Origin of the sequence: Luteimonas saliphila, from assembly GCF_016774335.1 — a bacterium.
GTDB lineage: Bacteria > Pseudomonadota > Gammaproteobacteria > Xanthomonadales > Xanthomonadaceae > Luteimonas > Luteimonas saliphila.
This window is the reverse complement of record NZ_JAETWA010000048.1, coordinates 173,000-185,904: the sequence shown is the minus strand read 5'-3', so window position 1 is coordinate 185,904 and position 12,905 is coordinate 173,000. Positions and strand designations below refer to the sequence as shown.

The following is a 12,905-nucleotide window of genomic DNA, read 5'->3' as shown; positions in this document are numbered from 1 at the left end:
TACGTCGGGGTACCGGGAGGGTCGTGGGGAGTAAAGCATGGCGGGATCAGAACGTGCCGCGGAAGCCGATCAGGAAGGTGCGCCCCGGCTGGTAGATCTCGCCCGGTACGTTCGGGAACGAGAGATAATTCCGCGTCTCCTCGTTGGTGATGTTGAGGACGTTGAACGTGATCTGCGGCCTGGAGGGCATCCCCGCCAGCGTGTAGCTGGCCGACAGGTCGAACTGGCCGCGGTCTTCGCCGAAGTACTGCCCGTAGTTGAGGCCGCCTTCGTTGTTGCCGCGTGCGCGCTGCGCGGTACCCTCGGCCCAGTTGTAGGACAGGCGCACGGACGCGATGTCGTTCTCCCAGTAGGCGGTGGCATTCCACATCACGGGCGCGATCCCGAACAGGTTGCCCGCAAGCTGGTTCGCTTCCTGGCCGGTGGGCTCGAGGTCGATGTCGGTGTAGTTGGCCATCACGCCCAGCCCTTCGAACACGAAGCTCAGGGGCTGCACCCAGATCAGCTCCCAGCCCTGGATGTCGAGCGTAGCGTCGGCATTGACCTGCTGGCGCACGTTGATCGGGGCATCCAGTCCGCCGTTGGCATTGAGCGCCGCGAGCTGGTTCGCGGTCAGCGCGTCGAGCGGGATGCCCAGAGTGCGGAAGGGCCGCACATTGACGCCCTGGTAGGTGTAGCCGGACACGCGCTTGTTGAACAGGGTCAACGCCACCAGGCCTTCTTCGCCCGTGTACCACTCCAGGCCGAGGTCGAAGTTGGTCGACAGGTAGGGCGACAGGTCCGGATTACCCTGGTCGGCGATTTCCGCGGACGGATCCGAGAACGTCGTCGCCGGCAGCATCGACCGCGGGTTGGGCCGCGTCATCGTGCGCGAGCTGGACAGGCGCACCACCCAGTTGTCGGCCACGTCCCAGGCGGCGCTGAACGACGGCAGCCATTCGTCGTACGCGCTGCTCAGTGTTTGCCATTGGCGCACGGCGCCAAGGGTCACGGGCCCGGTGATGTCCTGGTCGGTGTCGACGTAGCGCACGCCGGCGTTGAAGCGCAGGTTGCGGTTCCACACCTCGGTCTCGCCGTTGAGTTCGACGTAGGCCGCCGTGCTCTTCTCGTCGAAGCCGCCCGACGCCGCGCCCACCGACTGCGAGGTCCCCGACTCGGGTGCCTCGTCGAAGAATCGGGCGTAGTCGGTCGCGGCCATGAAGGCATCGAAATCGACGGTGATGAACCCGTACGGGCCCGGCCGCAGGAAGTTCGGCAGTTCGCCGGGCGTGACGGTGTTGAACACGTTCGTCTGCCAGGCCGCGCTGTTGTCGAAGCCGACGATGGTGCGACGCGAGCGGTCCTGCGACACGCCAACCTTGATGTTGCGGTCGTCGTCGCCGAACTGCAGGTCCGCGCGCAGACGGCCGGCCTCGGTGACGCGCTTTTCGTTGTTGAGGTTGACCCGTCCGCCCGTCCAGACCCATCCAGCGTTGGGATCGTTCAGATCGAGGCCACCCGCACTGAACGACGGCGTACCGTTGTTGGTGTACTCGACCGTCGTGATGGGCGAAGCCGGCATGATCGTCGGGGATTCGCGGAAGAACCAGCTCCGGCTCCAGTTGGCCTGGACATCCAGCTTCACCGCGTCGTCTTCGCCGAACCAGAACGTGGCGCCGGGGTTGATGTTCCAGTACTGCACCTCGTCGCGATATGGCCGCGCTTCCAGGATGAACTGCGCGTTCACCAGGGTGGCGCTGGTGACCACGTTGTTCGCGTCGAGCTGCATGTTGGTGGGCAGGAAGCCGCTCGGGCCGAAGGTGCGTCCGACCAGGTTCACGTCGATGCGATCGTTCTCGTACTTGGCGCGCGAGTACAGCGCATCCACGTAGAAGTGCATCCGGTCGTTCGGTCGCCACTCCAGCGAACCGACCACGGCGTCGCGCTCGCGATCGCCGGACATGTCCACGGGACGCGCCAGGCGCGGGAACAGCGCCTCAGTGATCTGGCCGATCGTCAGCCCCGGGTTCTGCTCCATCAGCCACTGGGCATCAATGATGTCTCCCGGTGTCATACCCGCTCCGATGGTCGAGGCGTTGTCGGGCACGGTGTTGGGCATCTGCAGACTGCCGCCACCGCCCGGGTTGCACTCAGCGGGGCGGTTGGTCAGCGGGTCGACACCCGCCGGTGGCGCGAGTCCACACTGCTGGTAGTTGAGGCCCGGATTCATCCAGCCCACCGACTCCCAGCCGCGCACGGCGATCCGGCTGCGCACCACCGATGCGCCGACCAGCGCGCCGAACGTGCCTTCGTCGTTGGTCCAGCTGTACAGCGCGGAGCCGCGCGGATTGAACTTCTCGCCGATGGTGTTGTAGTCGAACTGGCCGGAGTAGGTGAAGTGCCGGCCGGGGATGTCGAACGGCCGCATGCTGCGCATGTCCACCACGCCGGAGATACCGCCCTCGGGCAGGCTCGCCTGCGGCGACTTGTACACGGTGAGCTTGTTGAAGAACTCGGTGGGAAACAGGTTGAGGTCGACTTCGCGGTTCTGGTTGCCGCGGTTCAGGCCGATCGACGCGGTCGCCGCTTCGCCGCCGTTGATGAGCGTCTTGGTGAAGCTCTGGGGAAGACCGCGGATACCGACGTTGAGGCCTTCGCCGTTGACGTCGCGGTCGATCTGGATACCCGGGATGCGCGCCAGCGACTCCGCGATGTTGGTGTCGGGGAACTTGCCGATGTCCTCGGAAAAGATGGAATCGGTGAAACCGGTCGACTCACGCTTGGCGGCGGTGGAGTACTGCAGGCTCTGGCGGTAGCCGGTGACGACGACGCCATCGAGATCGGTGGCGTCCTGCTGCGCCGCGGGGGCGACGGGCGTGGGTTGCGGCGCGTCCTGCGCGGCTGCTGGATCCTGCGCGACGGCCGCTGTGGCGAAGCCGACGAGCGCCAGGCCCAGGGCGTGTGACAACGCGGTTCTTGCGATTCGGACTTGCACGGAACTCCCCTCCCGCTTCGTGGTGGCCGGCGCATCGACGTCGCCGTGACACCGGTGGACTAGTGTGCCTCGTGCCCCCGGAGGGACGCTTGCACGACACGCCCTTGGGAGTGGCGGCGCGATGGTAGCGCTATCAAGTTGGCGACTACACGCTGCGTCGCAGCATCGTCGTTCGACGCGCCGACCCCCGCTGGGACGTACTGCATGACGACAGCGTTGTCGCAGAACGCACCGCGTGCGCGTGCTTTATCCACGCCTGTGGCCCGCGTGCCGTCGAATGTGTTACTGATAGCGCTATCACGAAATCGCATGGGGAGAGCGATATGTCAGCAGTGCGCACTGGTCCGACGGGCGCCCTCGCTGCGGCGGCCGCATGGAGACGCCCGGCATGAGCAACGTCGTCGCTTCCCACGTCCCGACGGGCGCCAGGATCAGCAGCTACCGGTGGGTGATCTGCGCCCTGCTCTTCTTCGCCACCACGATCAATTACGTCGACCGGGCCGTGCTCGGCGTTCTCGCGCCGACGCTCGTCGCCGAGTTCGGATGGAGCGAGCAGCACTACGGCGTGATCAGCGCATCGTTCACGCTCGCCTATGCCATCGGCTTCCTGTTCGCCGGCTGGTTCATCGACCGCGTCGGCACCCGCGTGGGATACAGCGTGTATCTCACCGTGTGGTCGCTGGCAGCGGCCGCACACGCGTTGGCCAGGTCGGTGGTCGGTTTCAGCATCGCGCGCTTCGCGCTCGGACTCGGCGAGTCGGGCAACTTTCCGGCCGCGGTGAAGACCGTCGCCGAGTGGTTTCCCAAACGCGAGCGCGCCTTTGCCACCGGTGTCTTCAACGCCGGATCCAACATCGGCGCGATCGTCGCTCCCCTGGTGGTGCCGTGGCTGGCGCTGACCTGGGGCTGGCGCACCGCATTCGTGGTCACGGGACTGGCGGGACTGGTGTGGCTGGCGTTCTGGCTGCCCGTCTATCGTCGTCCCGCAGAGCATCCGAAGGTGTCGGCGGGCGAACTCGCGCTGATCGAGAGCGATCCGCCCGATCCGCCGGGGAAGGTCTCCTGGTTCCGGCTGCTCCGCTTCCGCCAGACCTGGGCGTTCACCGGTGGCAAGTTCCTCAGCGACTCGGTCTGGTGGTTCTACCTGTTCTGGTTCCCGATGTTCATGGCCGACCGCTTCGGCGTGGACCTGCGCACGATCGGATTGCCGATGGTCACCGTCTTCCTGCTGGCGGATGTGGGCTCGGTGGGCGGCGGCTGGTTCAGTTCGTTCCTGATGAAGCGCGGCTGGAGCGCGAACGGCGCACGAAAGACCGCGATGCTGATCTGCGCGCTGTGCATCCTTCCGGTGGTGTTCGCGCCGCACGTCGAAGGCCAGTGGGTCGCGGTCTGGCTGATCGGCCTGGCCGCGGCCGCGCACCAGGGCTTCTCGGCCAACCTGTTCACCCTGACCTCCGACATGTTCCCGCGGGCCGCGGTCGCCTCGGTGGTCGGCATCGGCGGCTTCGCCGGGGCGATGGGCGGCTTCTTCATGAACCTCGGCGCCGGCTGGCTGCGCCAGCACACCGGCAGCTACGCGGCGATGTTCCTGATGGCCGGCTTCGCCTACCTGGCCGCGCTGCTGCTCATCCACGTGCTCGCGCCGCGGCTCGAGCCGGCGCAGCTCAACGTGCCGGCCCGGGCGCGAACCTGAAGCTGAGGCCATCGGCCCGTGTCCACGGCAAACCGTCGCAGTCGCTGTCGCTTCGCGACTTCCATGAGGACAACTGCTGCATGAGAGTCCCATCCTTCCTCCTGATCGCTGCGCTGGTCCCACTGCTCGCTGCCGCCCCCGGCGCCACGCTGGCCGCGCCTGACTGCCGCGCGCCCGCAGCCGTGTGCGAAGCGCCGGGCCGGGGTGCGCTGGCTCTGATCGAGCGCGGCACGCCGGTCCCGGTCCTGGTCGATGAGGCCGACTTCACCGCCGTGCACCGCGCCGCCGACGCGCTGCGCGGGGATCTGGCGGCAGTGTCCGGCGGCACCGCACCCGCGGGCGCAACGCGCACCGCGATCATCGCCGGCACCCTCGGCCGCAGCGCGCGCATCGACCGCATCGTGCGCGAGCGCGGCATCGATACCGCTGGCGTGGCCGGCGTCTGGGAAGGCCACCTGCTGCAGGTGGTCGACGCGCCCGAGCCCGGCATCGAGCGCGCGCTGCTGGTGGTCGGTGCCGACCGCCGCGGCACCGCGTTCGGGCTGTACGAACTCTCGCGCCGCATCGGCGTTTCGCCCTGGACCTGGTGGGCGGACGTGCCGCCGCCGAGGCGCGCCACGCTGCATGTCGCACCTGGCCGTCTCGTCGATGCGCCGAAGGTGAAGTACCGCGGCATCTTCATCAACGACGAGGAACCCGCGCTCGGCGGATGGAGCCGCGAAACCTTCGGCGGCACCAACCACCGCTTCTACGAGCGCGTGTACCAGCTGATCCTGCGGCACAAGGCCAATTACCTGTGGCCGGCGATGTGGCAGCCGCGCGCGTTCTACGACGACGATCCGCGCAACGCCGAGCTGGCCGACGCGTACGGCGTGGTGATCGCCACCAGCCATCACGAGCCGATGATGCGCGCGCACGACGAATGGTCGCGCTACGGCAAGGGACCGTGGGACTACACCCGCAACGCGGAGACGCTGCAGCAGTTCTGGCGCGGCGGCATCGAGCGCCTGCAGGGTCGCGAGGCCGTGGTCACGCTGGGCATGCGTGGCGATGGCGACGAGGCGATGACCGAAGGCACCGCCACCGCCCTGCTTGAGCGCATCGTCGCCGACCAGCGCCGGATCATCGCCGAAGTCACCGGAAAGCCCGCCGAGGAGACACCGCAGGTGTGGGCGCTGTACAAGGAAGTGCAGGACTACTTCGACCAGGGCATGCGCGTGCCCGACGACGTGACCCTGCTGTTCGCCGACGACAACTGGGGCAATATCCGCCGCCTGCCCGATCCCGGCTCGCAGCGACCCGGCGGCTACGGCGTCTACTACCACTTCGACTACGTCGGCGGCCCGCGCAACTACAAGTGGCTCAACACCACCCAGGTCGAGCGCGCCTGGGAGCAGATGCGCCTCGCGTGGGCGCACGGCGTGGATCGGCTGTGGATCGTCAACGTCGGCGACATCAAGCCGATGGAACTGCCGATCAGCGCCTTCCTCGACCAGGCCTGGGATCCGGACGCTGCCGACCTGGCATGGATCTCCGGTTACCCGGCGGCATGGGCGGCCGAGCAGTTCGGAGCCGCACATGCGCGCGAGATCGGCGAGATCGTCACCCGGTACACGCAGTACAACGCGCGGCGCAAGCCGGAGCTGCTCGATGCGGATACGTGGAGCCTGCTGCACGATGGTGAAGCCGATCGCGTGATCGGCGACTGGGACGCGCTCGAAGCGCGCACCCTTGCGCTTGCGAAGCGCCTGCCCGCCAGCCACCGCGATGCGTTCGTGCAACTGGTCGAGTATCCGGCGTTGGCCAGCGCCAATCTCAACCGGCTGTACGTGGCGGTTGCGCGCAACCGGCTGTACGCGGCGCAGGGCCGCGCATCGGCGAACCGCTGGGCCGACGAGGCGAAGCGGCTGTTCGAGCGCGATGCACAGCTGCAGCGCGTGTACGAACGCGAGATCGCCGGCGGCAAGTGGATCCACATGATGTCGCAGGTGCGCATCGGCTACACCCACTGGCAGCAGCCCGAGCGCAACATCCTGCCGGCGCTGGCGCGCGTGGACGTGCCCACGCGCGGCGTGACCGGCGTGGCGATCGAGGGCGACGCGCGGCGCTGGCCGCAGCCGGCCACCGCGCCGCGGCTGCCGTTGCTCGATCCGGTCGGCGCGCCCTCGCGCGCGGTGGTGGTCTTCAACGGCGGGCGCGAGCCCGTTGAATTCACCGCGAAGTCGTCGCAGCCCTGGCTGAAGGTCGCGCCGGCGCAGGGCGAAGTCGACGACGCGCAGCCGCTGTCGCTGTCGGTCGACTGGTCGAAGCTGCCGGAAGGCGAACACGAGGCGGTCGTGGCCATCCGCGGCAGCGATCGCACCGAGGTCTACGTGCAGGTGCCGGTGCGCAAGCCGCCGGCGCATCGTGGCGCGCGCGGCTTCGTGGAGGGCGACGGCGTGGTCGCGATCGAGGCGGCGCAGCACGCCCGGGCCGTGCCGCCGCCGGGTGGGCAGTGGCAGGAGATCCCCAACCTCGGGCGCACGCGGTCGGGCATGACCGTCTGGCCGGCGGTCGGCACGGCCCTGGAGTCCGGCGGCGAGGGCGCGCGGCTGGAGTATCCGCTGGTGCTCGATGCCGGTGGCGAGGTCGAAGTGCGCGTGGTGCTGGCACCGACCCTGGACATCCGCAACCGCGGTGGCCTGCGCTACGCGGTGTCGATCGGCGACGAAGCCCCTCAGGTGGTCACGATGAGGCTGGATCCGACCCCAGGCGACCGTGATTTCCAGGCGTGGGAACGTACGGTGATCGATTATTCCCATATCGCCAGTTCGCGCCACGCGGTGCCCGCAGGTGCCTCCACCCTCAGACTCTGGCCCGTGGACCCGGGACTCGTGTTCCAGCGAATCGAGGTCGTCACCGATCCGCGCCCGCGCGGAACGATGGGGCCGATCGGGAGCAAGACACGCTGATGCCGTCCATCACCCGCCCCTGCCCCGCGCGTCAGGATGTACGCCCGATCCACCCCACCGAGCACGGAACCCGTCCCACCCCATGAACCCCGCCGCCAAACCCCTGGTCCTGCACGACGACCGCCTGTTCCCGTCCGATCCGACGCAGCGCGAGATCGCGCGTCGGCTGCATGCGCAGGTGGGCGGGCTGCCGATCGTCAGCCCGCACGGCCACACCGATCCATCGTGGTGGGCGGGGGACGCGCCGTTCGCCAATGCCACCGAGCTGCTGCTGGTGCCGGACCACTACATCTTCCGCATGCTCTACAGCCAGGGCATCGGACTCGATGCCTTGGGCATCCCGCGCGCGGACGGTTCGCGTGCAGAGGTCGATCCGCGCGAGGCCTGGCGCCTGTTCGCGCGCAACGTGCACCTGTTCCGCGGGACTCCTTCGTCGATGTGGCTCGACCATGTCTTCCACGAGGTGTTCGGGCTGCGGACGCGCCTGGGCGCCGACAGCGCCGACCACTACTACGACACCATCACCGACGCGCTGCAGACCGACGCGTACCGTCCGCGCGCGCTGTTCGAACGCTTCGACATCGAGGTCATCGCCACCACCGAGTCGCCGCTCGATCCGCTCGTCCACCACCGGGCGATCCGCGACAGCGGCTGGCGCGGCCGGGTCCTCACCGCATACCGTCCGGACCCGGTGATCGATCCGGAGCACGAACAATTCCCGTCGGCCTTGGAGCGCTTCGGCGAGATCACCGGCGAGAACGTCTACGACTGGGACGGCTACCTGCGCGCGCACCGCCAGCGCCGCGCGTTCTTCGCCGCGATGGGCGCCACCTCCACCGACCATGGCCACCCGAGTTGTACCACCGCCGACCTGCCGCCCGCGCAGGCGCGTGCGCTGTTCGCCCGGATCGTCACCGGCAAGTTCACGCCGCAGGATGCGGAGGCGTTCCGCGGCCAGATGCTGACCGAGATGGCGGCGATGAGCCTCGACGACGGCCTTGTGATGCAGATCCACCCCGGCTGCTTCCGCAACCACAACCGCGCCCTGTTCGAGCGTTACGGCCGCGACAAGGGTGCCGACATCCCGATGCGCACCGACTACGTCCACGCGCTCAAGCCGCTGCTCGACCGCTTCGGCAACGAGCCTGCGTTCCGGCTGATCCTGTTCACGCTCGACGAGAGCGCCTACGCGCGCGAACTCGCGCCGCTCGCCGGCCACTGGCCGTGCCTGTTCCTCGGCCCCGCGTGGTGGTTCCACGACGCGCCCGAGGGCATGTGGCGCTTTCGCGAACAGACCCTCGCCAGCGCCGGCTTCTACAACACCATCGGCTTCAACGACGACACCCGCGCCTTCCTCTCGATTCCCGCGCGCCACGACGTGGCCCGCCGCATCGATTGCGCGGTGCTGGCCAAGCTCGTCGCCGAACACCGCATCGACGAGGACGAGGCCGCGGAGGTCGCCATCGACCTCGCCTATCGCCTGCCCAGGGAAGCCTACCGCCTGTGAGCCGCGGCAGAACCTCTTCGGCCTCCGTAGGAGCGGCTTCAGCCGCGACCGCGCGCCGAGTGCCAGGAGTGGCCGCCTTACGCATGCGATCGCGCGCTCCGGGCCCCTGCCCGGCCAGCATGCCTTCATCCCAGGATCGAGCCATCGGCGGTCGCGCAGCGGCTGCCGGACGACGAACATCGAGGAGTCCCGTCATGACCCGCCACCGCACCGCCCTGGTCGTCGCCCTCGCGTTCGCCTGTGGCAGTGCCTTCGCCAGCGCTCCGACCGCGACGCTCAAGGACGCCTACACCGACGCCTTCCTGATCGGCACCGCGGTCAACGACGAGATCGTCTCGGGCCGCGACGCGCGCGCGCAGGCGCTGGTGCCCCTGCATTTCAACTCCATCACCGCCGAGAACGTGATGAAGGCCGAGGTGCTGCATCCCGAGCCAGGCAAGTGGGATTTTTCCGGCGCCGACGCCTTCGTCGAGTTCGGCCGCAAACAAGAAATGTTCCTGGTGGGCCACACACTGGTCTGGCACAACCAGACGCCGGCCTGGTTCTTCCAGGGCGACGACGGCGCGCCGGCCGATCCGGCCACGATGCGCGAGCGCATGCGCGAGTACATCCACGTGGTGGCCGGCCGCTACGCGGGCAAGGTCCAGGCCTGGGACGTGGTCAACGAAGTGATGGGTGAAGACGGCAAGTATCGCGACACGCAGTGGACCCGCGCCTACGGCGGCGACGGCGACGCGCTGGTGCGCGACGCGTTCCGTTTCGCCAGCGAGGCCGCTCCCGACGCGGCCCTCTACTACAACGACTTCAACGCCTGGCGCCCGGAGAAGCGCGACGGCATCGTGCGCATGGTGAGGATGCTGCAGGCCGCGGGAATCCGCATCGACGGCATCGGCATCCAGGGCCACTGGGGCCTCAACTATCCATCCACCGCCCACATCGAGGCCGCGATCGACGCCTACGCCGCGCTCGGGGTCAAGGTGATGGTCACCGAACTCGACGTCGACGTGCTCCCACTGACGAAGGAAGGCCAGATCATCGGCAAGGGCATGATGCACCCGCAGTTCCAGCTGTCCGAGTTCAAGGCCTTCCTCGACCCCTATCGCGACGGCCTGCCCGACGAGGTGCAGCGCCAGCTCGCCGATCGCTACGCCGAGCTATTCCGCATCTTCCATGGCCGCCGCGACAAGCTGCACCGGGTCGCCGTGTGGGGCGTGGAGGACGGCATGTCGTGGAAGAACGGCTACCCGATCCCGGACCGCACCAACTACACCCTGCTGTTCGACCGCCAGGGCCAGCCGAAGCCGGCGCTGGAGGCGGTGCTCGCGGTGCCGGGCGGCCGTTGACCCTCCCTGCAAGGCCCTCCCCTTGCCACTTCCGTCGCTCACGCGCATGGCCTTGATCGAGTCGGTGCAGGCCTGGTCGCGGCCAACGTGATCTGGATCGATCCGGGCTCCGGCAGGCGGCACGTCGCATGAGTCCGGCGCGCATGCTGGCCAGCGGGTTGCTCGCGTGCGTGCTCGGCGCCTGTGCCGTCGTGCCGCACCGGGCAGCCGAGGTGCAGGGAATCGACCCGCCAGCCGCGCGCAGCGGTGATGACTGGCTCGGCGACTGGCCGTACGCGGCCTCGCCGGACGAAGTCGGACGGCGCATCGTCGACGGATTCCTGGCCCGCGTGCCGGAGGAGCCGCGTCACTACAAGATCGCCTGTACCTGGTACGGCGCGCTCGTGCTCGCCGCGACCCTGGACGACCGCGCCCGGTTCCAGGCGCTCGTCGTCCGCTACGCCGACCACCGCGACGACTACGAGGCATTGCTCGCCGGCCCCGGGCATGTGGACGAGAACGTGTTCGGCATCGTCCCGCTCGCGATCGCCCGGCTCGCCAACGACCCGGGCGCCCGTCGCGACGGCCTGCGCATCGCCGACCACCAGCGCATGCGGATCGACGCGCATGCCCGCTACGCGATCGACGACATGTACATGGTCACCGCGTTGCAGGTGCAGGCCTGGCGCGTCTCGGGCGACCGCGCCCATCTCGACCTGGCCGCCGACACCATGGTCGACTATCTCGATGCGTTGCAGCAGGACGACGGCCTGTTCGTCCACCATCCCGACTTCCGCCACCGCTGGGCCCGGGGCAACGGCTGGGTCGCGGCCGGAATGACGGAACTGCTGCGCGAACTGCCCGCCGGCCATCCTCGGCATGCGGCCATCCACGCCGGCTACGGGCGCATGATGCAGGGCCTGCGCGCGCACCAGATCACAGTGGGCGACGGTACCGGACTGTGGCGCCAGGTCATCGATTCGGACGACCCGCGCAACTGGCCGGAAACGTCCGGCAGCGCGATGTTCGCCTATGCGCTGGTCACCGGCGTCCGCAATGGCTGGCTCGACCCGGACGCCTACGGCCCGGTCGCCCGCATCGCCTGGCTGGCGCTCGTTGCGCGACTCACGCCCGCGGGCGAACTGCGCGACGTCAGCATGTGGGCCTATCGACCCGGCTCGCACCCCCGAGGTCCGGACTACGCGGGCGACGAGGAAGACTACTACTTCCAGCGACCCCGCCTGACCGGCGACGAACACGGTCAGGCGCCGATGCTGTGGACAGCGGAGGCGCTGCTGCGCTAGCGGGCATGCAGCCACTTCGCAGGCTTTCGAAAGGCCAGACCGGATTGATCGAGCGCTGCCGCCGGTATCGAGCAGCGCCACGAAGTGGCATCGGCTCGAACGAATGCTTGGCCGTCGCTGCCTGGGGCCCGGTTCCACCGCGGCGAGATCTTTGAACGAGCTGGTGGACGGATGGGGCTTGAATGAATTGTCGGGTCTCCCCGCGGCGGCGCACGTGACCTCCCGATGGCGGGCTACCAGGTGATGAGCGACCTTCCCACGATGCTCCGGGCGCGCCTCGGACTTGCGGACCCGGTTCCGGTGGAGTTCCAGCGCGGCGACGTTCACGAAGCGGACGGGTACGACCGGCAACGGATCGAATACCGCGGCCTCGAAGGCGACCGCATCCCGGCGTTCCTGTTCACGCCGAGGGGGGCGCGACACGCGCGGCGGCGTGGTGGTCTTCCACCAGCACAACGGCGAGTTCCACTTCGGCAAGAGCGAGGTCGCCGGCGACGTGGCGACGCGTTCCAGGCGTTCGGGCCGGCATTCGCCCGTCGAGGCGTCGCGGTGCTGGCGCCCGACGCCATCACGTTCGAGGATCGGCGCGGCGCGGTGCAGGGCGTGGAGCCGGACCATTACGACTGGCTCCAGCACTACAACGCCATGAGCTACCGCCTACTCGATGGCGACCTGCTGATGCGCAAATGCCTGGACGACGCCCAGCGGGCCCTGGGCGTGTTGCTCCAGGCCACCGGGATCGACGAGCGACGCGTGGGCGGCGGGACACTCCTACGGAGGCTACACCGCGCTCTACTACGCGGCGCTGGATGCACGCTGCAGGTTCGCCTGCATCAGCGGCGCCGTGTGCAGCTTCGAGACGCGCCGCCGGGAGGGTACCGGGATCACCCTGTTCGAGGCCGTGCCGGGGCTGGCACGCCAGATCGACACGCACGACGTGCTGTCGGCCATCGGACCCCGGCCGACGATGGGCGTGTCGGGCACCCAGGACAAGTACTCGCGGGATGCCGACCAGATCGTGGCCAGGGTCGCCGGCGACTTCATCACCGAGCTCCGCGTGGACCGCGGGCACGCGCTCGATCTGGAGCGGTTCGATGCGATCGTGGCGTGGATCGTGGAGCGCGTGTCGGAGCGGTGAGACGGGACTTCTTCAT

General features: G+C 68.7%; 7 protein-coding genes. 6 read left to right on the top strand and 1 reads right to left on the bottom strand.

Features of this window, described 5'->3' with window-relative positions:
• Positions 1 to 46: 46 nt before the first annotated feature.
• Complete coding sequence (locus tag JMO03_RS20815) at positions 47 to 2,974, bottom strand: TonB-dependent receptor (protein ID WP_202845672.1); 2,928 nt, start codon at positions 2,972 to 2,974, stop codon at positions 47 to 49.
• Between the two features lie 388 nt (positions 2,975 to 3,362).
• On the opposite strand from JMO03_RS20815, the gene JMO03_RS20810 reads away from it, so the two are divergent.
• The 6 genes from JMO03_RS20810 (at position 3,363) to JMO03_RS20785 (ending at position 12,889) form a co-directional block, all read left to right on the top strand.
• Positions 3,363 to 4,667, top strand: a complete 1,305-nt coding sequence (locus JMO03_RS20810; RefSeq protein WP_202845671.1) for an MFS transporter — start codon at positions 3,363 to 3,365, stop codon at positions 4,665 to 4,667.
• A gap of 80 nt (positions 4,668 to 4,747) precedes the next feature.
• The gene (locus JMO03_RS20805) at positions 4,748 to 7,618 is read left to right on the top strand and encodes a glycosyl hydrolase 115 family protein (RefSeq protein WP_202845670.1); all 2,871 of its coding nucleotides are present in this window, start codon (positions 4,748 to 4,750) and stop codon (positions 7,616 to 7,618) included.
• Positions 7,619 to 7,700: 82 nt separating this feature from the next.
• Positions 7,701 to 9,125, top strand: coding sequence for a glucuronate isomerase (gene uxaC / locus JMO03_RS20800; RefSeq protein ID WP_202845669.1), 1,425 nt, complete (start codon positions 7,701 to 7,703; stop codon positions 9,123 to 9,125).
• A 194-nt stretch (positions 9,126 to 9,319) separates the two neighbouring features.
• Complete coding sequence (locus JMO03_RS20795; RefSeq protein WP_202845668.1) at positions 9,320 to 10,468, top strand: endo-1,4-beta-xylanase; 1,149 nt, start codon at positions 9,320 to 9,322, stop codon at positions 10,466 to 10,468.
• Between the two features lie 128 nt (positions 10,469 to 10,596).
• Positions 10,597 to 11,751 carry a glycoside hydrolase family 88 protein gene (locus tag JMO03_RS20790; RefSeq protein WP_202845667.1) on the top strand — a complete coding sequence of 385 codons (1,155 nt, stop codon included), beginning with the start codon at positions 10,597 to 10,599 and terminating at the stop codon, positions 11,749 to 11,751.
• Positions 11,752 to 12,595: 844 nt separating this feature from the next.
• Positions 12,596 to 12,889, top strand: a complete 294-nt coding sequence (locus tag JMO03_RS20785; RefSeq protein ID WP_202845666.1) for a hypothetical protein — start codon at positions 12,596 to 12,598, stop codon at positions 12,887 to 12,889.
• Positions 12,890 to 12,905 lie beyond the last annotated feature (16 nt).